General features: G+C 54.4%; 23 protein-coding genes and 1 rRNA gene. 9 read left to right on the forward strand and 15 right to left on the reverse strand.

The genetic code is table 11. From position 1 onward, the window contains the following. Positions 1 to 7: 7 nt before the first annotated feature. A complete protein-coding gene (gene argJ, locus FLS37_RS08585; protein WP_157669475.1) occupies positions 8 to 1,249 on the reverse strand; it encodes a bifunctional glutamate N-acetyltransferase/amino-acid acetyltransferase ArgJ in 1,242 nt (413 codons plus the stop codon). A gap of 279 nt (positions 1,250 to 1,528) precedes the next feature. Between argJ and FLS37_RS08590 the strand changes: the two genes are divergently transcribed. The 4 genes from FLS37_RS08590 (at position 1,529) to FLS37_RS08605 (ending at position 5,042) form a co-directional block, all read left to right on the forward strand. Continuing rightward, positions 1,529 to 2,848 carry a sodium-dependent transporter gene (locus tag FLS37_RS08590; protein ID WP_157669476.1) on the forward strand — a complete coding sequence of 440 codons (1,320 nt, stop codon included), beginning with the start codon at positions 1,529 to 1,531 and terminating at the stop codon, positions 2,846 to 2,848. 68 nt (positions 2,849 to 2,916) lie between these two features. Next, a complete protein-coding gene (gene tsaA, locus FLS37_RS08595) occupies positions 2,917 to 3,639 on the forward strand; it encodes a tRNA (N6-threonylcarbamoyladenosine(37)-N6)-methyltransferase TrmO (protein ID WP_232522549.1) in 723 nt (240 codons plus the stop codon). A 20-nt stretch (positions 3,640 to 3,659) separates the two neighbouring features. Continuing rightward, positions 3,660 to 4,538, forward strand: coding sequence for a patatin-like phospholipase family protein (locus FLS37_RS08600; RefSeq protein ID WP_157669478.1), 879 nt, complete (start codon positions 3,660 to 3,662; stop codon positions 4,536 to 4,538). A 6-nt stretch (positions 4,539 to 4,544) separates the two neighbouring features. Beyond that, positions 4,545 to 5,042, forward strand: coding sequence for a YaiI/YqxD family protein (locus FLS37_RS08605; protein ID WP_157669479.1), 498 nt, complete (start codon positions 4,545 to 4,547; stop codon positions 5,040 to 5,042). Between the two features lie 16 nt (positions 5,043 to 5,058). Here FLS37_RS08605 and FLS37_RS08610 read toward each other — a convergent pair whose 3' ends face one another. Continuing rightward, positions 5,059 to 5,388, reverse strand: coding sequence for a DUF2752 domain-containing protein (locus FLS37_RS08610; RefSeq protein ID WP_157669480.1), 330 nt, complete (start codon positions 5,386 to 5,388; stop codon positions 5,059 to 5,061). Then, positions 5,360 to 5,677: a TM2 domain-containing protein gene (locus tag FLS37_RS08615; protein ID WP_157669502.1), complete on the reverse strand. Its 318-nt coding sequence runs from the start codon at positions 5,675 to 5,677 to the stop codon at positions 5,360 to 5,362. The genes FLS37_RS08610 and FLS37_RS08615 overlap by 29 nt, the downstream gene beginning before the upstream one ends. A gap of 329 nt (positions 5,678 to 6,006) precedes the next feature. Between FLS37_RS08615 and recG the strand changes: the two genes are divergently transcribed. Both recG and FLS37_RS08625 read left to right on the forward strand, forming a co-directional pair. Next, positions 6,007 to 8,028, forward strand: coding sequence for an ATP-dependent DNA helicase RecG (recG, locus tag FLS37_RS08620; protein WP_157669481.1), 2,022 nt, complete (start codon positions 6,007 to 6,009; stop codon positions 8,026 to 8,028). Between the two features lie 227 nt (positions 8,029 to 8,255). Next, positions 8,256 to 9,014, forward strand: a complete 759-nt coding sequence (locus FLS37_RS08625) for an ABC transporter substrate-binding protein (protein ID WP_157669482.1) — start codon at positions 8,256 to 8,258, stop codon at positions 9,012 to 9,014. Between the two features lie 48 nt (positions 9,015 to 9,062). On the opposite strand, the gene FLS37_RS08630 is transcribed toward FLS37_RS08625, so the two are convergent. Next, positions 9,063 to 10,355 carry a DEAD/DEAH box helicase gene (locus tag FLS37_RS08630; protein ID WP_157669483.1) on the reverse strand — a complete coding sequence of 431 codons (1,293 nt, stop codon included), beginning with the start codon at positions 10,353 to 10,355 and terminating at the stop codon, positions 9,063 to 9,065. A gap of 120 nt (positions 10,356 to 10,475) precedes the next feature. After that, positions 10,476 to 11,105, reverse strand: a complete 630-nt coding sequence (locus tag FLS37_RS08635) for a pseudouridine synthase (protein ID WP_157669484.1) — start codon at positions 11,103 to 11,105, stop codon at positions 10,476 to 10,478. A 129-nt stretch (positions 11,106 to 11,234) separates the two neighbouring features. On the opposite strand from FLS37_RS08635, the gene icd reads away from it, so the two are divergent. Further along, entirely contained in the window at positions 11,235 to 12,458 is a 1,224-nt protein-coding gene (gene icd / locus FLS37_RS08640) for an NADP-dependent isocitrate dehydrogenase (RefSeq protein ID WP_157669485.1), read from the forward strand. A 240-nt stretch (positions 12,459 to 12,698) separates the two neighbouring features. Here the strand turns inward: icd and FLS37_RS08645 are convergent, their stop codons facing one another. Next, complete coding sequence (locus FLS37_RS08645) at positions 12,699 to 12,902, reverse strand: cold-shock protein (protein WP_157669486.1); 204 nt, start codon at positions 12,900 to 12,902, stop codon at positions 12,699 to 12,701. Positions 12,903 to 13,144: 242 nt separating this feature from the next. Here FLS37_RS08645 and clpS point away from each other — a divergent pair, with 242 nt between their 5' ends. Together clpS and clpA are read left to right on the forward strand one after the other, a co-directional pair. After that, positions 13,145 to 13,453 carry an ATP-dependent Clp protease adapter ClpS gene (clpS, locus tag FLS37_RS08650; protein ID WP_157669487.1) on the forward strand — a complete coding sequence of 103 codons (309 nt, stop codon included), beginning with the start codon at positions 13,145 to 13,147 and terminating at the stop codon, positions 13,451 to 13,453. Between the two features lies 1 nt (position 13,454). Further along, positions 13,455 to 15,722 (forward strand): ATP-dependent Clp protease ATP-binding subunit ClpA, encoded by a 2,268-nt coding sequence (gene clpA, locus FLS37_RS08655; protein ID WP_157669488.1) that lies wholly within the window; start codon positions 13,455 to 13,457, stop codon positions 15,720 to 15,722. Positions 15,723 to 15,802: 80 nt separating this feature from the next. Here clpA and FLS37_RS08660 read toward each other — a convergent pair whose 3' ends face one another. The 9 genes from FLS37_RS08660 to rrf all read right to left on the reverse strand — a co-directional run bounded on the left by FLS37_RS08660 (position 15,803) and on the right by rrf (position 23,149). Then, positions 15,803 to 16,618: a mechanosensitive ion channel family protein gene (locus tag FLS37_RS08660; RefSeq protein ID WP_157669489.1), complete on the reverse strand. Its 816-nt coding sequence runs from the start codon at positions 16,616 to 16,618 to the stop codon at positions 15,803 to 15,805. Positions 16,619 to 16,690: 72 nt separating this feature from the next. Beyond that, positions 16,691 to 17,593, reverse strand: a complete 903-nt coding sequence (xerD, locus tag FLS37_RS08665; RefSeq protein ID WP_157669503.1) for a site-specific tyrosine recombinase XerD — start codon at positions 17,591 to 17,593, stop codon at positions 16,691 to 16,693. A gap of 26 nt (positions 17,594 to 17,619) precedes the next feature. Then, a complete protein-coding gene (locus tag FLS37_RS08670) occupies positions 17,620 to 18,120 on the reverse strand; it encodes a methylated-DNA--[protein]-cysteine S-methyltransferase (protein ID WP_157669490.1) in 501 nt (166 codons plus the stop codon). A 59-nt stretch (positions 18,121 to 18,179) separates the two neighbouring features. Then, positions 18,180 to 19,253 (reverse strand): glycoside hydrolase family 18 protein, encoded by a 1,074-nt coding sequence (locus tag FLS37_RS08675; RefSeq protein WP_157669491.1) that lies wholly within the window; start codon positions 19,251 to 19,253, stop codon positions 18,180 to 18,182. Positions 19,254 to 19,333: 80 nt separating this feature from the next. Beyond that, positions 19,334 to 19,684, reverse strand: a complete 351-nt coding sequence (locus tag FLS37_RS08680; protein ID WP_157669492.1) for a RidA family protein — start codon at positions 19,682 to 19,684, stop codon at positions 19,334 to 19,336. A gap of 53 nt (positions 19,685 to 19,737) precedes the next feature. Continuing rightward, on the reverse strand, positions 19,738 to 20,928 hold the full coding sequence (locus tag FLS37_RS08685) for a fatty acid desaturase (protein WP_232522550.1): 1,191 nt from the start codon (positions 20,926 to 20,928) through the stop codon (positions 19,738 to 19,740). 43 nt (positions 20,929 to 20,971) lie between these two features. Further along, positions 20,972 to 22,282: a mechanosensitive ion channel family protein gene (locus FLS37_RS08690; RefSeq protein ID WP_157669493.1), complete on the reverse strand. Its 1,311-nt coding sequence runs from the start codon at positions 22,280 to 22,282 to the stop codon at positions 20,972 to 20,974. A gap of 8 nt (positions 22,283 to 22,290) precedes the next feature. Further along, entirely contained in the window at positions 22,291 to 22,782 is a 492-nt protein-coding gene (locus FLS37_RS08695) for an adenylyltransferase/cytidyltransferase family protein (RefSeq protein ID WP_157669494.1), read from the reverse strand. 253 nt (positions 22,783 to 23,035) lie between these two features. Next, a 5S ribosomal RNA gene (rrf, locus tag FLS37_RS08700) occupies positions 23,036 to 23,149 on the reverse strand. Between the last annotated feature and the right edge of the window lie 12 nt (positions 23,150 to 23,161).

The raw sequence follows: 23,161 nt of genomic DNA on the forward strand, positions 1-23,161 counted from the left end.
AAACCGATTAGCTGCGGTATTCGGCGTTGATTTTCACGTAGTCGTATGAGAAATCGCAGCTCCACACCGTGGCTTGATGCTCGCCACGATTGAGCTTGATATTGATCGCGATCTCGGCCTTGTTCATCACTGCCTGGCCCTGCTCTTCGCGATACTCCGGGTTACGCCCGCCGTTGATCGCCACCAGCACGTCATCCAGACGTACTTCAATGTTATCAACGTTAAGATCATTAATCCCCGCGTAGCCAATCGCCGCCAGAATCCGGCCCAGATTAGGGTCCGACGCGAAGAACGCCGTTTTCACCAGTGGCGAGCGACCAATTGCGTAGCCGACCGCTTTACATTCCTCATAGCTTGCGCCGCCTTCGACATTGATCGTGATGAACTTGGTCGCGCCTTCGCCATCGCGCACAATCGCTTGCGCAAGGAACTGCGACACTTGCAACACCGCCGCTTGCAGCGCGGCGTAGTCAGCGCTACTGGCATCGACGATTTCGTCGTTGCCCGCCTGACCGGTAGCGATCAGGATAAAACTGTCATTGGTGCTGGTGTCACCATCAACGGTGATGCTGTTGAACGAGTGATCGGCGGCATATTTGAGCATTTGCTGCAGCAAAGGCTGGCTAATGGCCGCGTCGGTGGCCACATAGCCTAGCATCGTCGCCATATTCGGGTGGATCATGCCCGAGCCTTTGGCGATACCGGTAATCGTCACGGTTTTGCCGCCGATTTGCACTTGGGTACTCGATGCTTTAGGCACGATGTCGGTGGTCATAATACTGCTGGCGGCTTGGGCCCAATTGCTCGCCGAGAAATCGGCTTTCGCGGCAGGCAGTGCGGCAATAATCTTGTCGGCTGGCAGCGGCTCCAAAATCACGCCAGTCGAGAATGGCAGCACCTGATTAGCCTCAATGCCCAATTGCTCGGCTGTTGCAGCGCAAATCGCTTGCGCGCGCTGCATGCCATCGACGCCGGTACCGGCATTGGCATTGCCGGTATTGATCACCAGAGCACGAATTGATTGGCCTGTAGACAGATACTGCTGCAGGTATTCTTGACAGAGCCGTACCGGCGCAGCGCAAAAGCGATTCAGCGTAAACACGCCCGCCACGCGCGAGCCTGGCGCAATGCGGAATAAGGTCGTGTCTTTGCGACCCACCTTTTTGATGCCTGCCGAGGCAATCCCAATTTCAACGCCGGCAACGGGCAACAGAGCAGCAGGGTCCAGCGGGGCGATATTTACGGGCATGATGGCTCCAAACGAAATCTGAAAAATGCAGCAAAAGCGCATTGTAACTGATGCGCGATGACGATTTAAGGGCAGCAACTGAAATCGCAGCCACGGCGGACAGGCCGCACACCACGCCGAGTCTGCCCAGCCGCGCTTTGCCCTAGGCTGGCGCACTATGCGGGCTTGCCACAATAGAGCAAACCAGTGAGCAAAGGCATACTGCAACGCTTTGCTGTACCCCATATGGCATCGCCAGCAACGGTACAGACCGCGTTTTATTCATTCAGGTAAATCAATATGTCACGCGCAAACTGGGGCTCGAAACTGGGCTTTATCTTGGCTACCGCAGGCTCGGCCGTCGGGCTGGGTGCCATCTGGAAATTTCCGTATATGGCCGGCAAAAATGGCGGCGGCGCTTTTCTGGTGGTGTATCTGGCCTGCGTTTTTACCGTCGGTATCGGCATGCTGCTGGCTGAAATGGCCATTGGCCGTGCGGCGCAAAAATCGGCCACCACCGCGTATCGCAATCTGAAAGGCGGCCTGTGGCCGTGGGCCGGGCGGCTATCGGTGCTGTGCTCATTTGTGATTCTGTCATTTTACTCGGTCGTTGGCGGCTGGACTTTTGCCTATCTGTACCAATCAATCACGGGCGCGGCGATTACCAGCAATGTGACCGAGCTGGGGAATATTTTCAGCCAGTTTATCGCCAACCCCAGTCTGGCCATTCTCTACACCACGCTATTTCTGGGCGTAACCATGCTGGTGGTACTGGGCGGAGTGCAACAAGGGATCGAGCGCTGGAGCAAGGTCTTGATGCCGCTACTGTTTGGCTTGCTCATCCTCTTGATCGGCCGCTCGCTCACACTACCGGGCGCAATGGCGGGCGTGAACTACTTCCTGACGCCTGATTTTTCGCAAGTCAACGCACCGATGATTCTGGACGCCATGGGTCTGGCGCTGTTTTCGCTCTCGGTCGGCATGGGCTTGCTGATCGCCTATGGCTCCTACGTGGCGCCCGATACCAATCTGGCCAAAACGTCGGTCTGGATTACGCTGCTGGGCACGCTCGCTTGCCTGTTGGCCGGGCTGCTCGTGCTGCCAGCCGTGTTTGCCTTTAATGTTGACCCCAGCGCCGGCCCCGGCCTGACCTTTATCACCATGCCGGCGATTTTCGCGCAGATGCCGTTTGGCCAACTGTTTGCAATTGCCTTCTTTTTGCTGCTGATTTTTGCCGCGCTCACTTCATCGGTCTCGATTCTGGAGCCGCTGGTGGCGTTTCTGATGGATGAATTTCATTTCGAGCGCAAACCTGCGACCTGGCTTGCCAGTGCCAGCGTCTGGGTCTTTAGTATTCCGGCGGCGCTGTCGTTTGGCGCAATGAAAGATGTGCTGTTCTTTGGCAAAAATGCTTTTGATCTGATGGATTACGCCAGCAGCAACATCATGCTGCCAGCGGGTGGTTTGCTGTCGGCGCTCTTTGTCGGCTGGGCCATCTGGCCGCGAATGCATCAGGATCTGCATCTGGAAGGCTCAGCACGCATTCTGCCCGCTTTCCGTGTGGTGTGTGCCTGGGTGTCGCCGCTGGTGATCGGCGCAATCTGGTGGCACAGTCTGTAACATAATTACCGTGTTTGTGCGCCAGTCGGCTCTGTATCAATCGGGGCAGATTGGGCACAATGCACAGCGTGAAAGCCACTACTTATCAAATCAAGCCGCTAGGCCATCTCGCCACGCCATTTGCCGACAAATTTGGCATTCCGCGCCAGCCGCGCCTTGCGCCGCACGCGATTGGCACGCTGCAACTCTTGCCGCCCTACAATCGCGCCGAATGCGTGCGTGGGCTGGCTGATTTCTCGCACGTCTGGCTGCAGTTTGTTTTCCACGAAGTCGCCGGTCAGTGGTCGCCCACCGTGCGCCCGCCGCGTCTGGGCGGCAATGCCAAAGTCGGCGTGTTTGCCAGCCGCAGCCCGTTTCGCCCCAATTCGCTCGGTCTGTCGCTGGTCGAGCTGCTCGACGTGGATACCCGCGATGGCGTGACGCTGCGTTTTGGCGGCGTTGATCTCGTTGATGGCACGCCGATTATCGACATCAAACCGTATATACCGTTCGCGGAAAGTCTAGGAAGTCTCGAAAGCCAGCCCGACGTACGCAGCGGTTTTGTCTCGGGTGCGCCGCCGCAACTGGCGGTTGAGTTTTCCGCCGCAGCAAACCAGCAAATCGCCGCCGCGTCCGAAGCCAATCTGCGCGAGTTAATCAGCGAGGTATTGGCTCAAGACCCAAGGCCAGCCTATGCTAGCGACGTATACCGCCTGTATGGCGTGCGGCTCTATCGCTACGATGTGAAATGGCGTTGCGATGGACAAACCGCTTTTGTTGAATCACTCGACCCAATTGAACACTCGACCTAATTTGAACGGGTAGCATCCACATGAAAATCACCACTTCACGCCGCGCAGCGCTAGCGCTTTGCGCCGTCATTCTCACCGCCTGCAACACCAACCCCAGCGCACCGGCGGCACCCGTTAAAACGCCAGCACCAGCGCGAATTGGTCTGGCGCTCGGCGGCGGCGCAGCCAAAGGTTTTGCGCACATCGGCGTCATCAAAATGCTCGAAGCCAACGGCATCAAGGTAGACGTCGTCACCGGCACCAGCGCGGGCAGCGTTGTTGGCAGCCTGTACGCCAGCGGCATGGACGCTTTTGCGTTGCAGGAACGCGCCGTAGCGCTCGACGAAGGCCAGATTCGCGACGTCAATCTGCTCGGCGGCGGCCTCGTCAAAGGCCAGAAGCTGCAAGACTACGTCAACGCGCAAATCGGCAACAAGCCTTTCGAGAAGCTCGCCAAACCCTTCGCCGCAGTCGCGACCGATCTGGACAATGGCAATCGCATTGTTTTCAGCCGGGGCAACGTCGGCCAGGCCGTGCGTGCCTCAAGCAGCATTCCGGGCATTTTCATGCCCACGGTGATAGGCAAGCATAAATACGTCGATGGTGGCGTCGTCAGCCCGGTGCCGGTCGAGGCCGCGCGCGAGCTCGGCGCGAACTTTGTGATTGCAGTGGATATTTCGGCCAAGGCCAGCGGCAAATCATCAACCAGCACGCTGGGCATGATGAATCAGGCGATTGTCATCATGGGGCAGAAACTCGGCGAACAGGAGCTGGCGCGCGCCGATATAGTGATCACGCCCAAAGTCGGCAAAATCGGCGCCGCCGATTTCGACCAGAAAAACGTAGCCATCGTCGAAGGCGAAAAAGCCGCGCTGGCCGCGCTGCCGCTGATTCGCAAGAAACTGGCAGAAAGGAAATAAGGGTATATGCCTGTAGAACAATCTAGTACTGAGCTGCAGGGTAATACCCGTAGCCCGCACATTTGGGTCGATGCCGATGCTTGCCCGGTGGTGATCAAGGAAATCCTGTTTCGCGCTGCCGAACGTTTGCAGCTGCCGACTGTGCTGGTTGCCAATCAATTGCTGCGCGTGCCGCCGTCCAAAGTCATCCGCGCGGTGCAGGTGTCGCACGGCTTTGACGAGGCTGATCACTGGATTGTCGAACAGGCGCAGCCCGGTGATCTGGTGATTACCGCCGATATTCCACTGGCGGCGCGCACGGTGGAAAAAGGCGTCGCGGCGCTGAATCCGCGCGGCGAGTTTTATAGCGCCGAAAATATCCGCGAGCGGCTGAATATGCGCGATTTTATGGAAGAGCTGCGCAGCACCGGCCTGCAAGCGGGCGGCCCTGCGCCGTTTAGCCAGGCCGACCGGCAGGCTTTTGGCAAATCACTCGATCGTTTTCTGGCCAAAGTCAGGCGTTAAAACCTAGGCTCGATTATCAAAGCGGGCGAGCCGCAGGGCTTTGCTGGCTGAATGTGCGGTACCAGTTTTGCCACGCCTGCACATACAGCCAGGCCAGCAGAGGAAAAACAATCCAGCTCAGCGGATTAAAGCGCCAGGCTGCCGACCAATCTCCGGCCAGAATAGCCAAGCCTGCTCGCGTCATGCCACACCCCCAGCAATGATCCCAATGCAACAAAGCACTGAACAGGCATGGCGGTGCGATGACCAGAAACTGGGCGGGAAAAATACCGATCAATGCCGCAGCCAGCGCCGGGGCGCACAAGCAAAAAAACGGCTTATTTTTTAAGAGGCCGGCCATCGACATCGGTTACTTTTCCCATGCAGATCAGGATAAAGTCGATCAGAGACCAAATACCACAGCCGCCAAAAGTCAGCAATTTAGCAATGCCCAGGCCGGTATAACCCAGATAGAAACGATCGACCCCCAGAACACCAACAAAGAAACTGAGCAACATCGCGACAATCCATTCTTTGTCCGACACATTTTCAGGATTGACCGCAAAACCAGTCGAGCCGTTCACCGGCACGCCACACTTCACACAAACCACGGCTTTTGCATTGACTTCAGCACCACACGATGGACAAAACGGCATAGCTTTTCCTTTAAGCAAAATTTCCAACGCAAAACTTGCGCGAATCTTTAATCATTATCCGGCGGCCCCTATTTTTTACCAAAAAAACCCGGGCGGCTGTTGTGCTATCGACGCTCAGCCAGAGCGAGGCCAATCAACCCTCGTCACCTTGAGAAAAGTGAACCCAATTGCCTGATTGAGCAATTGCCGCTAGAGTAGCAATATCACAGAACGTTTGTTCAATAAACTCATAGTGCAAAAATTCCCCAGCAAGGCGCTAAGTCGCAGGCAGTACAGGCCGTACGACAAGAAGAAAGCAACATAGCTGGAGAACTTTTGCCTTAATCAATATGGACTTCGCCAAACTCCCCGCCCCTTTGCAGGCCAAGCTCGCCAAAGTCGGTATTAGCCGGCCGTTTGATCTGGTGCTGCACCTGCCTATGCGTTACGAGGATGAAACGCATTTGTACGCCATTGCCGACGCGCCGCTGGGTGCAGGCGTGTTAATCGAGGGCGAAGTTTTGTCGTGCGAAGTGAACTACAAGCCGCGCAAGCAGCTCGTTGCGCGAGTTAAAGACGCCAGCGGCTCGGTAATGGTGCGGCTGCTCAATTTCTATCCGAGCCAAGCGCAGCAACTCGAGGTCGGCAAACGCGTGCGGCTGTACGGCGAAATCCGCCGTGGCTATTTCGGCCCCGAAATGGTTCACCCGAAAATCCGCGTCGGCGGAGAAGTCAGCTTGCAAGAAGCACTGAGCCCGATTTACCCGACCACCGCCGGATTGTCGCAAAACCATCTCGCCACGCTGATTGCCAAAGCCTTAAAAGCTGAGCCACTGCCCGACACGCTGCCTGCCGCATTGCTTGATGAAATCAATCTGCCCGACTTTGCCAGCAGCGTGAAACTGCTGCACACACCGACGCCCGATATTCCGCAAATTTTACTCACCGCACGCACGCATCCGGCCTGGCAGCGTTTGAAGTTTGATGAGCTGCTCGCGCAACAATTGTCGCTGCGACTGGCTCGCGCCGTACGGCGCGAACGCACCGCGCCGAAAATTGCACCCGCAGGCCGTCTGGCGGCGCAGCTCATCGGCAACTTGCCGTTTGGCCTGACCGGCGCGCAGAAAAAAGTGCTACTTGAAATCACCAAAGACCTGGCGCAGTCGCACCCGATGCAGCGCCTGCTGCAAGGCGACGTCGGTGCGGGGAAAACCATCGTCGCCGCCGTTGCCGCCTGCCATGCGATTGAAGCGGGTTATCAAGTGGCGATGCTCGCGCCGACCGAGATTCTGGCCGAACAGCATTATCAAAAACTTAGCCAATGGCTTGCGCCGCTCGGCGTCAAAGTGATTTGGCTGGCGGGCAGTTTGAAAACCAAAGAAAAACGCGAAGCACTCGCCGCCGCCGCCGATGGCAGCGGCCAATTACTGGTCGGCACGCATGCGATTTTCCAAGCCAGCGTTGAGTTGAAAAATCTTGGCTTAGCCATTGTCGATGAACAACATCGCTTCGGCGTTGCACAGCGGCTGGCGCTACGCGAAAAAGGTGGTAGCCCGCATCAGCTCATGATGAGCGCGACGCCGATTCCGCGCACGCTGGCGATGAGTTTTTACGCTGATCTGGACGTCAGCGTCATCGACGAGCTACCGCCGGGACGAACGCCGATTGTCACCAAACTGATTTCCGACGCGCGCCGCGACGAAATTACCGAGCGCATCGCAGCCAAAGTACTCGAAGGTCGGCAAGTGTATTGGGTTTGTCCGCTGATTGAGGAATCGGAAACGCTGCAATTGCAAACAGCGGTCGATACGCACGCGCAACTATCGGAAGAGCTTGAAGGCATTACGGTTGGATTGCTACATGGCCGGATGAAGGCCGATGAAAAAGCCGCGACGATGGCGGCGTTTTCGCGCAACGAGATTCAGGTACTCGTCGCGACCACGGTGATCGAGGTTGGCGTTGACGTACCGAACGCCAGCTTGATGGTCATTGAGCACGCCGAGCGGATGGGCTTGTCGCAATTGCACCAGCTACGTGGCCGCGTCGGCCGTGGCGCACACGCCAGCTTATGCATTCTGCTGTATACCGGCCCGCTGGGCGATACGGCCAAGGCGCGGCTGAAAGTAATTTATGAGCACACCGACGGCTTTGAAATCGCGCGGCAAGATTTGCAAATTCGCGGCCCGGGCGAGCTGGCGGGCGTCAAACAATCGGGCGTGGCTATGCTGCGCTTTGCCGATCTGGAAGCCGATGCTGATTTACTGGAAGTCGCGCGCGAAACGGCAGAGCAAATTCTGGCGCACAATCCACAGCTGGCGCAGCCGCATCTGGATCGCTGGCTGCCGGGACGTGAAGCGCTGCTGAAAGTTTAGCCTTTAGAAATACAGCATTGGGTATAGCCCCACAAAGCAACTAGCAATAGAACTTCAGAGCAATACCCCCTCAGTCAATTGACACATCATTCCGCTGATCGCGCAAGTAGGGCGCGCAATCCAATATTACATCGCGAAGAAAGCCCGATTACAGTAGCATCAAGGCAGATTCTTACACGCAAGCCGCACCAGCACGGTGAAGGCTTGCAAAGCCTGGGTGTTTTAGCATGACATTTTGCCGCCTTCCCCGCTGGCCACTGCGCAGCCTGCTGCTGGCCAGCCTGATTATCAGCACCAGCAGTCACGCTAGCGAGCTCACGCTGCTGGTGGGCGACAATCCGCCGTTTAATAGCTTTGTCCACGGCAAGCCCGAGGGGATGGCGGTCGATGTGGTCGGCGAAATGCTCAAACGCAGCGCGCTCAGCGCCAAACAGTACAATTATCCGTGGGCGCGGGCGCTGCAAACTGCGGCGACCACGCCCAATCATTGCGTCTACACGCTGGGGCGGCTTGCCGAGCGCGAAAAGCGCTATGTCTGGATCGGGCCCATTGCGCGGATTCAAGGTGTGTTTTTTGGCCTGCGCGAGCGCCAGCTGCAGCTTAAATCGCTGGACGACGCGCGCAAGCTGCGGATTGGCGATTTGCGTCAGGGCGCCAACGCGGTGTGGCTGGAACAGCTGGGGTTTAAGATCGACTACGCCAATACCGAGGAGCAAAATATCAAAAAGCTGCTCGCCGGGCATATTGACCTCTACCCCGCCAGCCTGCACGCCGGACCGGAAATTGCCCGCCGGATGCAGATTCCGCCACAAAGTATTGTCCCTTTACTGGCCTTTAACCAGCTCGACCTGTATCTGGGCTGCAGCCCGAACACCCCTTCCCCGCTGATCAAACGGCTAACGCAAGCGCTGGCGCAAATGCGCTCGGATCAAAGCCTCAAGCAGATTGAAGCCCGCTACAGCCCGCAGCTCCAAATAGCCCGCTAGGGTATATCAATGTACCGCAATTCCAGCATGGCTTAGCAACAAATACCCCTATTCAAGCGGCTTGGCGGCCAGCGCGGCGGCTTCACGCAATTTGTCTTTTTTGCTTTTGCGTTTACCCTTGATGCCGCCATGGTCATCGGCCACCAAGCTCACCGCCTTGCTGCTGAAAGTCTCGGTCGGCTCAAAGCCGGCGATGCGTTCGCGCTCTAGCTTCAAACCCAGCTGTTTTTCCAGCACTTTGAAATGCGCGGCAAAATCGGCGCTGATCAAACTCACCGCTTCGCCACGTTCGCCCGCGCGGCCGGTGCGGCCAATCCGGTGCGTGTAATCGGTGCTGGAGCGCGGCAGATCGTAGTTCACCACGGCAGGAAGCTGGGCAATATCAATGCCGCGCGCGGCCAGATCGGTGGCGACGACCACTTGAATACGTGAGGCTTTAATGTCGCTAATCACCTGGCTGCGCTTGCCCTGCTCGAAGCTGCCATGAAACGCCTCGGCCTTGATGCCGGCGCGTTTGAGCTTTTTGGCCACATGTTCGGCGGCGTATTGTGTCGCGACAAACACCAGCACGCGCTGCCAGCCGCGCTCTTGCAGTAAATGACGCAGCAGCATCGTCCGCGCGGCTTCGTCGACTTCAATCGCGCGCTGCCAGATATCCGGTGCGGCGACGGGCGTGGCTTCGATCTCGATTCGCGTCGGCTTGCGCAGTAATTTCTCGGCCAGCTCCTGCACCGCAGGCGCGAATGTGGCCGAGAAAAACAGGTTTTGCCGCTCAAGCGGTAGCAAAGCCAGAATGCGGTTGAGCTCGTCGCTAAAGCCTAGATCAAACAGCCGATCAGCTTCATCGAGCACCAGTTGCTGCACAGCGTTGATGCGCAGCGCATTCTGCGCGATCAGATCAAGCAAGCGCCCCGGCGTGGCCACCACAATATCAGCGCCGCCACGCAAGCCCATCATTTGCGGATTAATCGACACACCACCGTAAACGCAAGCGAGCTTGGGCAATTCGGGTAGACGTTTGCTCAAGCCACGAATCGTCTCGGCCACCTGCACCGCCAGCTCACGCGTTGGCACCAGAATCAGCGTTTGAACAGATTTATGCTTTGGCCGTGAATCGACGTCGAGCGCGTTAATTTGCGTGCGGTAGTGTTGATATTTCTGCAGCAGCGGCAGCACAAACGCCGCCGTTTTGCCCGAGCCGGTTTGCGCACAGGCGAGCACATCATGGCCCGCCAGCACGGCTGGAATGGCCGCCTGCTGAATCGGCGTCGGGCCTTGATAGTGCAAATCCTGCGTAGCGCGGACGAGTTGATCGGATAAGGCAAGGGCAGCAAAAGGCATAGAGGCAACTATTCAAAAATACGGAAATAAAAATCAGGAATACCTGAAAAAACAGCAGTTTACCGCATCAAGACGATTGACGCGGCTCAGACTGGATAACAGCGTGCTCAAGGCGCTGCTTTAACGGACTTTATTTGGCCCGCGCCGACCCCGCTGCTTGGGCCGTGCGGCCTTCACCGGCTCCGGCTTGGCGCTGCCCGGTGCGGCAATATTGAGTAATTTATATTGCCCTAGTGGAATATCATCAAGGGTATATCCCCCTATGGCATAGCGGATAAGGCGTAGTGTTGGATACCCTACCTTGGCGGTCATACGTCGCACTTGGCGGTTTTTGCCCTCGGAAATCGTGATTTCCAGCCACGTCGTTGGGATATTGGCGCGTTCGCGGATCGGCGGCACGCGCGGCCAGACGATGTCGGGTTGCTCGATAATCCGTGCACCCGCAGGCTGGGTTTTAAAGTCGCCCAAATCCAGCCCACCGTCGCGCAGTGCCTGCAGCGCAGCTTCATTCGGAATGCCTTCGACCTGCACCCAGTAGATTTTGGGCAGCTTGTGTTTCGGATCGGTAATCCGGTGAATCAGCGCGCCATTGCCGGTCAGCAATAACAGCCCTTCCGAATCGGTATCGAGCCGCCCGGCGGCGTAGACATCCTTGATAGTCACATAGTCGGCCAGACATTGATGCGGCGGGCTGGGGGTAAACTGGCAAATCACACCGTAGGGTTTATTCAACAGGAGAAGCTGTGGCATGGCGAACGGGCTTGGCAGGAAAGCGTCAAACCTGTGATAATAGTGCGTTTTTTCTGTTTGGCTTGGAAAAATAAAACAAAAAGCCTCACAGGACGTTTTCAATGACTGTATTTCACAGGAAATAGCACGATGAGTCTGATCAAAGTACCTCAAGGCGGCACGAAAATCGTTCCTAACCTCGCGACGCCAGATAATCCAATTATCCCGTTTATCGAAGGTGACGGTATTGGTGTGGATATCACCCCAGTAATGATCGACGTTGTCGATGCGGCTGTGAAAAAATGCTACGGCGACGCACGCAAAATCCACTGGATGGAAATCTACTGCGGCGAGAAAGCATCTAAATTGTACGCTGACGGCTCTTACCTGCCACAAGAAACCCTCGACGCACTGAAAGAATACGTTGTATCGATCAAAGGCCCATTGGCTACACCAGTTGGCGGCGGCATCCGTTCATTGAACGTGGCTTTACGTCAAAACCTGGACCTGTACGTTTGCTTGCGTCCTGTACGTTACTTCGACGGCGTTCCTTCGCCAGTTAAACACCCAGAACGCGTTGACATGACGATCTTCCGTGAAAACACAGAAGACATCTACGCCGGTATCGAGTGGGATGCTAACTCTGAAGGCGCGAAGAAAGTTATCGAATTCTTGCAAAAAGAAATGGGCGTGAACAAGATTCGCTTCCCAGAGTCTTCTTCGATCGGTATCAAACCAGTATCGAAAGAAGGTACTGAGCGTCTGGTACGCAAAGCGATTCAATACGCAATCGACAACAACCGTAAGAGCGTTACCTTGGTTCACAAAGGTAACATCATGAAGTTCACCGAAGGCATGTTCCGCACTTGGGGCTACGAACTCGCTAAGAACGAATTCGGTGGCGTTGAGATCGACGGCGGCCCATGGTTGCAATTGCCAAACGGCATCGTAATCAAAGACGTGATCGCTGACGCCTTCTTGCAACAGATCCTGTTGCGTCCAGCGGATTACGATGTCATCGCTACTTTGAACCTGAACGGCGACTACATTTCTGATGCGCTGGCGGCAGAAGTAGGCGGTATTGGTATCGCTCCAGGTGCAAACTTGTCTGACAACGTAGCATGCTTTGAAGCAACGCACGGTACTGCACCGAAATACGCTGGCCAAGACAAAGTAAACCCAGGTTCATTGATTCTGTCTGCTGAAATGATGTTGCGCCACATGGGCTGGACTGAAGCGGCTGACAAAATCATCGAATCAATGGGCGCAGCAATCAAAGACAAGATCGTGACTTACGATTTCGCCCGCCTGATGGACGACGCACAAGAAGTTTCTTGCTCGGCCTTCGGCAAAGCCATGATCGAACGCATGTAATTGATTTAATGCGCGATCAGCAAAAACCCCGCTAAGCGTAGCGGGGTTTTTTTTATGCACACTGCGCCGAGATAAACCGGAACTGCTGCTGATGCGCGGGAGGTCAATCATCCAGCAAAAGCGCACGCCCAGCGGCTCACCTGAAGCAGCGCTGTGCGGTGTCGATATACTGATTTAACACAGACAATAAAAAACCCGCAGGTCAAACAGCGGGCTTTGGGTAAACACAGCGCTTAAGGATTAAGCAGTCTGGATATTACCTGCTTGCATGCCTTTCTGGCCTTGCGTCAACTCGAAAGAAACGCGCTGGCCTTCTTTCAGTGTCTTGAAGCCAGGCATATTGATCGCAGAGAAGTGCGCAAACAAATCATCGCCACCTTCGTCTGGAGTGATGAAGCCAAAACCTTTAGAATCATTGAACCACTTAACAGTACCTAATGCCATTTTGAAATAATCCTGCAAACTAAATTAAACAATCATGAAATGTCGGCCAACAAATGTATGCTGATACCGCGGTTTAGTTAGACAGAAATACTTCCATCAAACTTGCATTACTTTTTACGCGAGAATAACCAAGTCGGTCAAGTGGAAAAATCTTTACCAATTCACAGTGTGTCATCTCTATCACGCTTGAAAAAAGCCGACTTGGAGCCAAAATAGAAGAGACATAGTAGGCAGTGGAACCAATGGCACTCACGCACCAATTTGATACCGAATTAAAAACCGCAGATGTTCGCACCGCCCCCCCGCCCATGTGGCAGGTTGTGTTACTCAATGATGATTTCACCCCGATGGACTTCGTCATCGACGTGTTGCAGCAGTTTTTCGGATTAGGATCGGATCAGGCCACACAGATTATGCTTAAAGTGCACCATGAAGGTCGCGGCATCTGCGGAACTTACCCCAAAGACATCGCTGCAACCAAAGTGGCCGACGTTACGCAGCACGCTCGCTCGCACCAGCACCCGCTGCAATGCATCATGGAGGTGAAATAAAATGATCGCCCAAGAACTCGAAGTCAGCCTGCATATGGCATTCATGGATGCGCGGCAAAAGCGCCATGAATATATTACGGTGGAGCATTTATTACTGGCTCTGCTCGACAACCCTTCCGCGATTGAAGTGATGAAAGCCTGCGGCGCAAATCTGGACGAATTGCGCCGCCAGCTCGGCGATTTTGTCACTGAACACACTCCCGTGGTATCGGGCACCAGTGAAGTGGAAACCCAGCCGACCATTGGATTTCAGCGTGTGATTCAACGGGCCATTCTGCACGTTCAGTCTTCCGGCAAAAAAGAAGTTACCGGCGCGAATGTACTGGTCGCCATTTTTGGCGAAAAAGACAGTCACGCAGTGTATTTCCTGCACCAGCAAGGCATTACCCGCCTCGATGTCGTGAATTTCATTGCGCATGGCATCAGTAAAAGTGCGAGCAATTCCTCACAATCTGCGCCGAAAAACGAGCAATCGGAAGAAAGCGAAGGAGAAAGTAGCGCGGGTGGCGCACTGGAAAACTACACGCAGAATATGAATAGCCAGGCCTTGGCGGGCAAAATTGATCCGCTGATTGGCCGCGATCATGAGCTGGAGCGCGTGATTCAAACGTTGTGCCGCCGCCGTAAAAACAATCCGCTACTGGTGGGTGAAGCGGGCGTGGGTAAAACAGCCATCGCTGATGGGCTGGCTCGCAAAATTGTTGAAGGCGATGTGCCTGACGTTTTGTCAGATGCGACTGTCTACACCCTCGATATGGGGGCTTTGCTGGCTGGCACCAAATATCGCGGCGACTTCGAACAGCGTCTTAAAGCGGTGATCAAGCAGCTGGCCGAAGAGCGCAACGCAATTCTGTTTATTGATGAAATTCATACGCTGGTTGGTGCTGGCGCGGCTTCGGGCGGCACACTGGATGCATCCAATCTGCTAAAGCCTGCGCTTTCAAACGGCACGCTCAAATGCATAGGCGCAACCACCTACACCGAGTATCGTGGCATTTTTGAAAAAGATAATGCGTTGTCGCGTCGCTTCCAGAAAATCGACATCGTCGAGCCAACGATTGAGCAAACGGTAGAGATTCTGAAAGGCTTGAAAGATAAATTTGAGGCGCATCATGGCGTGAAATACACGCAAGCAGCGATCACGACAGCGGTTGAGCTATCGGCCAAATTCATCAATGATAGGCACCTGCCTGACAAGGCCATTGATGTCATCGACGAAGCTGGCGCGGCCCAAAAAATCCTGCCGCGCTCGAAACAGAAAAAAACCATCGGCAAAGGCGAGATCGAAGACATCATTGCCAAAATCGCGCGTATTCCGCCCAAATCGGTCTCTAGCGACGACAAAAATACGCTCAAAACACTGGAACGTGATTTGAAAAACGTCGTATTCGGTCAGGAAAAAGCCATCGAAGTGCTGGCCACTTCAATCAAAATGGCGCGTGCGGGTTTGGGCAATCCACAAAAACCAATCGGCTCTTTCTTATTCTCTGGCCCTACTGGCGTAGGCAAGACCGAAGTAGCCCGCCAGCTCGCTTACACGATGGGTATTGAGTTGATTCGATTCGACATGTCCGAATACATGGAGCGCCATGCGGTCAGCCGCCTGATCGGTGCGCCTCCGGGTTATGTGGGTTTCGAGCAAGGTGGTTTGTTGACCGAGGCAATCAACAAACATCCATATGCGGTGGTTTTGCTGGATGAAATCGAGAAAGCACACCCCGATATCTATAACGTGCTGCTGCAGGTGATGGATCACGGCACGCTGACCGATAATAACGGACGCAAGGCGGACTTTCGCAATGTGGTCATTATTATGACCACCAATGCGGGCGCTGAGGTGCTGAATAAGTCGGTGATCGGTTTTACCGCTAAAAAAGAAGCTGGCGATGAAATGCAGGAAATCAAACGCATGTTCACGCCAGAATTCCGCAACCGGATTGATGCCATTATCCCGTTTGCATCACTCACGCACGAGATTATCCTGCAAGTGGTTGAGAAATTCCTGATGCAGCTTGAAGCGCAATTGCACGAGAAAAAAGTGGAAGCCCATTTTAGCAGCACACTGAAGGACTATCTGGCCAAACACGGGTTTGACCCGCAAATGGGGGCTCGCCCAATGGCGCGTCTGATTCAGGATACCATCCGCAAAGCACTGGCTGACGAACTACTGTTTGGTCGTCTGGTCAATGGTGGCGAGGTGATGATTGATATTGATGAGGCAGGCAAGGTATTGCTCGACATCCCTCAGAAAGAAACAATCCCAGCCTGATACCCAACCCAGGTAATCATGAGGTAATATAAAAAAACCCGCTTACGCGGGTTTTTTTATGGCTCATGCCGCAATTAGGATTACTTCTGTTGCACAGTAATAAATTGTGCAGGAGTCGGCGCCGGAAAGCTCGCCAGTGTTTCCAGAATGACGCGATTGGTATCAAAGTACACTTGCCAGTAATGATCATTGTGGCAATACGGCCGCACAGCCAGCACCGGGCCGACCAACTGGAACTCGAGAATTTCGACATCTACTGCAGGTTCGGCCACCACGTTTGGAATTTTTGCGATATTTTCTTTCAGCTTAACAATTGCGGCTGGCACATCGGCTGCGCCTGATAACTGCGCCTTCAGATCAACTCGGCGGTATGGCGTTGAGGTGTAGTTCTGGATATTGTCGCTGAAGATTTTGTTATTTCCGACCACGGTAATGATATTGTCGGGCGTCAGCACGGTGGTTGCAAACAAACCCACCTCATGCACCACCCCGGTCACACCACCAGCGGTAATCATGTCGCCCACTTTGAAGGGGCGCAAGACAATCAGAAATGCGCCGCCAGCAAAATTGGCCAGCAATCCCGACCAAGCCATAGCAATGGCCACACCCGCAGCTGCGAGCAAGGCGGCGAACGTGGTTGTCTGGATGCCGAAGTAGCCCAGAATCCCAACCACCAGTAACACATTCAGCAACACGGTGACAGCCGAGCCAACGTAGCGCAATACGGTCGGGTCAACATTCTGGCGATGCAGCCCGCCTTGCACAAAGCGCACGACCACACCAATCAGCCAGCGGCCAATCACCCAAAATGCAATCGCCGCCAGAATTTTTACCCCAAACTCAGCGGCATACCCCATTGCAATGTCTTGATACTTAGTAAGAAGCGATGCATCCATTGCTCATTCTCCTGAAATAGTCAAATCGCAGACCCTCGCAGATCTTACCCGAATCCTATTAAATTCTGAATTTTAACCGCGTGGATGATGTTCCTGATGCAATGTTTTCAGACGCTCAGCGGCAATCTGGGTATAAATCTGCGTAGTGGTAATGTCCGAATGCCCAAGCAGGGTTTGAACCACTCGCAAATCTGCACCGTGGTTGAGCAGATGTGTGGCAAAGGCATGCCGCAGCACGTGCGGGCTGAGCAATTCGGGTGCAATGCCCGCCTGCGAGGCATATTGCTTGATAATGAACCAGCAGCCTTGCCGCGTCATGGCCTCCCCACGCTGGTTCACAAACAGGCAGGCCTGAGACGGACTATTCAATAGGAGTGGGCGGGCTTCGCGCACATAGCGGGCGACCCAGTCAGCGGCAACTTCACCCAGCGGAACCAGCCGCTGTTTGCCACCTTTGCCATTAGTGACATGTAGATAGCGCTCGCGCAAGTAGACTTGGGCAATCGGCAAAGTGACCAGCTCAGTAACGCGCAAGCCGGTAGCGTACATCAATTCGAGCATGGCCCGATCCCGCACGCCTGCTGCCTCTTCCAGATTAGGAGCGTCAAGCAAAGCCTCAATACGGTTTTCGGACAAGGACTTGGGCAGTGGGCGGACGCGTTTGGGCGAAACCAATTGGGCACAAGGATCAAGCGAGAGCATTTCCTGTGCAATCCAGTAGCGATAAAATTTGCGCAAGCTGGCCATCCGCCGCGCCAGGCTCGCCGCCTTCAAGTCCCGCGCCTGTCGCGCTAGAAAAGCCTGCACATCATCACGATCAGCCTGCCAAAGCGTTTTCTGCCGCTCGTTCTGCAGCCACCCAGCCCAGATCAGCAAATCACGCCGATAACTGTCGATGGTGTTTTGCGCCAGACCATCGCCCAGCCAGATACCATCCAGAAAACGATCTATCAGTGCCTCTTCTGATTGCGCCAGCGCTGCAGGCGGTAAAGCTAAATCGCTCATTGGCTAGCTGCACGCTCGATCACGCCTTCATGCGCCAGCAGCCAGCGCTTGATCGGCATCCAGTCCAGGCCATTGCGGTTGGCGTTAAAGCCACCCAAACCTTGCGCAGCAACGACCCGATGGCAGGGAATAATGATGGGCACCGGATTGCGGCCACACGCGCCGCCAACCGCGCGCGGGCTGGAAATAATTGCGCTGGCAATCTCGGCATAACGCCGGGTTTGCCCCGTGCCGATGGTCGCAATTTGCTGCCAGACTTTCTGCTGATGTGCGGTGCCCTCCAGCTGCAAGGGCAAATCAAAAACATGCGCGGGATTACGCGCATACGCCAGCAGCTGCTGTTCGGCCTCGTCCAGCAAGGCGTGATTCGCCGTCGACGGGCAAGCGATTTCTTCGGCGAGAAAGTCCAGCCTGTGCACTGCAGTATCTGTTGCAGATAGCAGGACAAAACCGAAGGGCAAAGCGATGCAGCGCGAAGCCAAAGCAGATTCAGACATAAATACCCCGTAAAGTATATGGCTGCACGATAGATGTAAAATGGCCTAGAAGAATATACCTAACGAGTTGATTCGTATAAGGCATTGAGTAAGCGACTATCGTGATCTTCGGTCAGCTCCCAGAACATCACGCCCGCTAATTTCTGCGCCTTAGCGTAGCGCCCTTTCAGCGCAATCGACTCGCAGTCTTCATAGCTGATAAATTCGTCGCCATCGTATAGGTACGGCACTTGGGCATCGGCATCCCAATGGCGAATAAAACGGCCAGACGGGAGCAGCTCGGCACTAATCTGGCGAAAGCTGGGCGCGCTATTACTGCCCGCCAACCCGGGCTGGCCCAAGCCTGGCGAGGCAACGCCTTTCAATGAACGGCCGTATAGCGGACACCCCAGCACCAGTTTGTCGCGTGGTACACCCTCTTTAACAAACAGGTCGATGCTTTTCGCAGCACTATCGCCCGCCGGATCGACGACACTATTGAATAGGTTGGCGTGATGGCCGGCACGGGTCGCCCAGCCGTTGTAGAAGTCATATGTCATCAAGTTGATAAAGTCGCACGCCGCAGCCACCCGCCGGATTTCGACCTTGTCCAGATAATACTGACCAGCGCCAGCCGCAATGCACAGCTGGTAAGGGGCACTGGATGCGCGCCCATCGCGCTTGGATTGCGCATCCAGCTGCGCGCGCAAAGCCTCCAGCAGCAGCGAGAAATTCTGCTGATCTTCAGGCCGGGCTTTAATGCTGGCCATGTCATTGCCGGGATATTCCCAATCCAGATCAATGCCGTCGAGCTGATAATCCCGCATAAACTGCACGGCAGAGCGGGCAAATTGTTCACGCGATGCGGTAGTCAGAGCCGCATCGGAAAATCCATCGCCCCCCCAGCCACCAATCGAAACCAGTATTTTCAAATCCGGATTACGCTGCTTGAGTGTCAGCAATTGGGACAAAATGCTCTGCTGGCGGGCTAATTCTTCAGCATCCTGATCCGGTGAAAACGATGGTTTTAAACCAACCTGATGCTCATACACGCTGGCGAAGGCATAGCATAAATGGCTGAGTTTCTCCGCGGGGATTTGCGCCAGATTGCTGGGTTGCCAAGAAGCAAAATACGCTAAGAAAATACCCGCCATACCGACCTCAAACTGATTCAAGCTGGAAAAAAGCCCGGCTTGGCCGGGCGACGATGGGCTTTGCTCAGCCCAAATGACATTTACAGCGCAGCGATAACCGTCATTTCGACCAGATAACGCGGATCAGCCAGTTTGGCCTGCACTGTCGCGCGAGCCGGTGTGTGCCCTGCCAGCACCCACGCCGACCAAGCCTGATTCATTGCATCGTAATCGGTCATGTCACTCAGGAAAATAGTCACCTGCAAGATCTTGCTTTTGTCCGAACCCACTTCGGCCAGCAAGCGATCAATACAGGCCAAGACTTCTTCGGTTTGCCCCAGAGCATCTTTAGCCAGATCTTCGGCAATCTGGCCAGCCAGATAGACCGTATTGTTATGCACGACGGTTTCGCACAATCTTGGCCCAACATGGTAGCGCTGAATTGATGACATTTTTTCCTCTCCAAAATAAAAGGCAAGCTTGCACTTGCCTTGATTCAAACAGTTTAAGCCACCGCACGCAGGCGAAGCGAGAAGTCGGCCAGCGCCTTGATACCACTGGCCTCAGCCCGCACGCACCAGTCTTGCAATTGCAGAACCAGTTCATCCCGGGTCAGTGTGGAACGTTCCCAGATGCGGGTTAGCTCTTGGCGCATCTGATACACCTGATTTAATACTGCGCTTTGCGCCAGTAAGGCTTGCAAATGCATTTGCTCGGCGAGCGGCAGGTCTTTATCGTCTTGCTTGAGCCAGGTTTTCATCTTTTTACGCAGATTGATATTCAGCGCCGGCATGGTCGCCGATGTTTTCAGTGAATCAAGCTCGGCAGAAACCGTCACCATCAGGGTACGGGCATAATTGGCCGCAATGGCATAGCGGTTGGCAATAATTGCCTGCAACGCAGCCTCATCCAGCACAGGGCGAACCTGCGCCAGCTTCACCTTGGGGGCAATTTTGCGTACGGTGGCCAAACGACAAGCAGCCAGCGCTCGGATATAGAGCCAGCCGATATCGAATTCGAACCATTTATACGACAACTTAGCTGACGTGCCGAAGGTGTGGTGATTATTGTGTAGCTCTTCCCCACCAATCAGAATGCCCCACGGCACAATATTAGTCGAAGCATCTTCACATTCAAAATTGCGATAGCCCCAGTAGTGACCAATCCCATTGATGACACCGGCGGCAGTAATCGGAATCCACAGCATTTGAATCGCCCAGATCCAGATACCATTGACGCCGAACAGCATCAGATCAAGCAGTGCCATCAAGGTTGGTCCCCAGAGCGCACGTTTGCTGTACAGATGACGCTCAAGCCAGTCGTCAGGCGTGCCGTGACCGTATTTTTGCAGCGTTTCAGTATTGGCAGCTTCGGCACGATACAGCTCCCAGCCTTCAAAAAATACTTTTTTGATACCGAAAATCTGCGGGCTGTGCGGGTCTTCTGCCGTCTCGCATTTGGCATGATGCTTGCGATGAATGGCAGCCCACTCTTTCGTTACCTGCGCGGTGGTCAGCCAGAGCCAGAAACGGAAAAAGTGACTAGCCAGCGGGTGTAAGTCAAGCGAGCGATGCGCCTGATGGCGGTGCAAAAAAATCGTTACCGAAGCAATCGTGACATGCGTCAGTAATAAGGTAACCAGTATATAAGCCCACCAAGGCAAATCGATGAGACCATTGAGCCATTCCAAAACCATATTACATCCTATCTATTCAAGGCCAACTTCATGCAGTTTCGAGCTACACGGTTTCTTTAGCGACATACCCCGTTTCGGAGGGTAGCAGCATTACATCCCGGCGGGGATAAGGAATTTCGATAGCATGCTCTTTAAACGCATGCCAGATTTTCAGATTCAGATCCGACTTCAAACCCATTTGTCCATTTTCCGGATCAGCCAGCCAGAAACCCAGCGTTAAATTAATGCCACTATCGGCAAAGGCAGTCACAAAAGCAGCTGGGGCAGGCTGGGGCAGAATACGCGGGTTACCTTCGGTGACCTCGACCATCACTTTCATCACCAGCTCAAGGTCCGATTGATAAGCCACTGAAACAGGTAAACCCACCCATACCGAGCGATCATTGTAAGACTGATTTACCACGGTCTGCGTGATCATTGTGTCGTTAGGCACTAGGGATTCTGTCCCATCCGCGGCTTTTAACACGATATAACGCGAGGTTAAACCACTAATGACCCCTTGGCGATTATCCACAGAAATCAGATCGCCCAGCTTGATTGAGCGATCGAGCAAAATAATAAAGCCCGAGACATAATTGGACGCAATTTTCTGCAAGCCAAAGCCCAGCCCCACGCCAAGCGCACCGCCAAATACCGATAACACGGTCAGATCAATCCCGACCATGGACAGCGACAGCAAAATCGCCACCACGATCAAGGCCGAATGAATTACCTTGACCAGCACCACCCTGACATTCATATCCATAACTTCAGCCGACATCAGGCGCTGCTCCAGCGTGCGGGCAATCCACATCGCAATCAGCAAAGTGCCCGCCACAGAGAGTAAACCCTGCAGCACCGTCAACACTGAAATATGGACCTTGCCGGCATTAAAGCTGATGGCATCCAGCGTACTAAGCACTTCCGGCAAAATACCCAGTACATGCAGCACATAAGCGCACCAGATGGTAATTGCAATATAGCGCTCCCACTGCTGCACCCATGCGGCCCCCTCAAAAACCCGGCGGATCACGTACACCAGAATGCGGATATTCACCATCGCCAACATCAGCAAATTGGCGACACGCAGGAGTGAATTATTCTGCCCTTCCAGCAGATGCAACACCAGATTGGCGGCACTCACCAGTAGCAAAGCCAGCCCGGGAAAGAGCAGGCGCTTTAAACCATCGCCACCCGTTTTCCAGCGCAAGGTCTGAATGCTTTGATGCCGCAAGATATTTCTAGCCAGAAAGTAGGCACTTCCCCAGCACAGCAGTAGCAAAACAGCCTGAATCAGTATTTGCGGGTGCAGAAAGCCATACTCGGCCAGATCCCGCACCAGTGTCGCCAGCAAATTGTGTCGTTCTAATTGCATTGTGCCTCTCACTCGCCCCGAATCAACTGCAATGTCTTGGTCGTTGAAGTATCAAACAAAAATGGTATGGAATGCACCGAGCCACCACGCGACAGGACTTCTTTGCTACCCACGATATGCTCAGGCGACCAATCGCCCCCCTTAACCAGCACCTCGGGTTGAATCAGCTTGATGAGTTCCAGTGGTGTATCTTCATCAAACCAAGTCACCAAACCAACAGACTCCAAACTGGCCATAACCGCAGCCCGGTTCGCCAACGAATTGATCGGCCGGTCATCGCCTTTGCCCAAGCGACGTACCGAAGCATCGGTATTGAGCGCCACAACCATGCTTGCACCCAAAGCGCGCGTCTGTGCCAGATAGGTGACATGCCCCCGGTGCAAAATATCAAAACAGCCATTGGTAAACACCAAAGGCCGCACCAAACCCGACAGGCGCTCAGCCAACTGCTCCGGCGGGCAGATTTTTTGCTCAAAGCTCGGCTTGGCATACTCAAACATGGGGAAACCTTAAATGGGGATCAAAGACGGAAGCAGAATACTACCAAGAAATAGTAACTTTGGTTTTAATAAGAATGGCAGAAACAGATTTAGTTTCGCTGCTCGTTACAATTCACAACCGCTCACATAGCAGGGGTATACACCTATAAATCAGATCTGACTTACCCTGCAGCCACATACCCAGCCGACGCTTTGCCGATCTCGCAGACAGCAAAAAGCCCAGCTCTTTCGAACTGGGCTTTTCTTTTGGGGAGTCTGGCAATGACCTACTTTCACACGGGCAATCCGCACTATCATCGGCGCTGAGGCGTTTCACTGTCCTGTTCGGGATGGGAAGGAGTGGGACCACCTCGCTATGGTCACCAGACAAAACTGGGTG

The sequence above is a fragment of the Chitinibacter sp. GC72 genome, assembly GCF_009760905.1.
Lineage (GTDB): Bacteria > Pseudomonadota > Gammaproteobacteria > Burkholderiales > Chitinibacteraceae > Chitinibacter.

Excerpts from the sequence above, each read along its gene's own strand:
- argJ (WP_157669475.1), bottom strand. The coding sequence starts at position 1,249 with ATGCCCGTAAATATCGCCCCGCTGGACCCTGCTGCTCTGTTGCCCGTT.
- FLS37_RS08590 (WP_157669476.1), top strand. The coding sequence starts at position 1,529 with ATGTCACGCGCAAACTGGGGCTCGAAACTGGGCTTTATCTTGGCTACC.
- FLS37_RS08600 (WP_157669478.1), top strand. The coding sequence starts at position 3,660 with ATGAAAATCACCACTTCACGCCGCGCAGCGCTAGCGCTTTGCGCCGTC.
- FLS37_RS08605 (WP_157669479.1), top strand. The coding sequence starts at position 4,545 with ATGCCTGTAGAACAATCTAGTACTGAGCTGCAGGGTAATACCCGTAGC.
- FLS37_RS08610 (WP_157669480.1), bottom strand. The coding sequence starts at position 5,388 with ATGTCGATGGCCGGCCTCTTAAAAAATAAGCCGTTTTTTTGCTTGTGC.
- FLS37_RS08615 (WP_157669502.1), bottom strand. The coding sequence starts at position 5,677 with ATGCCGTTTTGTCCATCGTGTGGTGCTGAAGTCAATGCAAAAGCCGTG.
- recG (WP_157669481.1), top strand. The coding sequence starts at position 6,007 with ATGGACTTCGCCAAACTCCCCGCCCCTTTGCAGGCCAAGCTCGCCAAA.
- FLS37_RS08625 (WP_157669482.1), top strand. The coding sequence starts at position 8,256 with ATGACATTTTGCCGCCTTCCCCGCTGGCCACTGCGCAGCCTGCTGCTG.
- FLS37_RS08630 (WP_157669483.1), bottom strand. The coding sequence starts at position 10,355 with ATGCCTTTTGCTGCCCTTGCCTTATCCGATCAACTCGTCCGCGCTACG.
- FLS37_RS08635 (WP_157669484.1), bottom strand. The coding sequence starts at position 11,105 with ATGCCACAGCTTCTCCTGTTGAATAAACCCTACGGTGTGATTTGCCAG.
- icd (WP_157669485.1), top strand. The coding sequence starts at position 11,235 with ATGAGTCTGATCAAAGTACCTCAAGGCGGCACGAAAATCGTTCCTAAC.
- FLS37_RS08645 (WP_157669486.1), bottom strand. The coding sequence starts at position 12,902 with ATGGCATTAGGTACTGTTAAGTGGTTCAATGATTCTAAAGGTTTTGGC.
- clpS (WP_157669487.1), top strand. The coding sequence starts at position 13,145 with ATGGCACTCACGCACCAATTTGATACCGAATTAAAAACCGCAGATGTT.
- clpA (WP_157669488.1), top strand. The coding sequence starts at position 13,455 with ATGATCGCCCAAGAACTCGAAGTCAGCCTGCATATGGCATTCATGGAT.
- FLS37_RS08660 (WP_157669489.1), bottom strand. The coding sequence starts at position 16,618 with ATGGATGCATCGCTTCTTACTAAGTATCAAGACATTGCAATGGGGTAT.
- FLS37_RS08670 (WP_157669490.1), bottom strand. The coding sequence starts at position 18,120 with ATGTCTGAATCTGCTTTGGCTTCGCGCTGCATCGCTTTGCCCTTCGGT.
- FLS37_RS08675 (WP_157669491.1), bottom strand. The coding sequence starts at position 19,253 with ATGGCGGGTATTTTCTTAGCGTATTTTGCTTCTTGGCAACCCAGCAAT.
- FLS37_RS08680 (WP_157669492.1), bottom strand. The coding sequence starts at position 19,684 with ATGTCATCAATTCAGCGCTACCATGTTGGGCCAAGATTGTGCGAAACC.
- FLS37_RS08685 (WP_232522550.1), bottom strand. The coding sequence starts at position 20,928 with ATGGTTTTGGAATGGCTCAATGGTCTCATCGATTTGCCTTGGTGGGCT.
- FLS37_RS08690 (WP_157669493.1), bottom strand. The coding sequence starts at position 22,282 with ATGCAATTAGAACGACACAATTTGCTGGCGACACTGGTGCGGGATCTG.
- FLS37_RS08695 (WP_157669494.1), bottom strand. The coding sequence starts at position 22,782 with ATGTTTGAGTATGCCAAGCCGAGCTTTGAGCAAAAAATCTGCCCGCCG.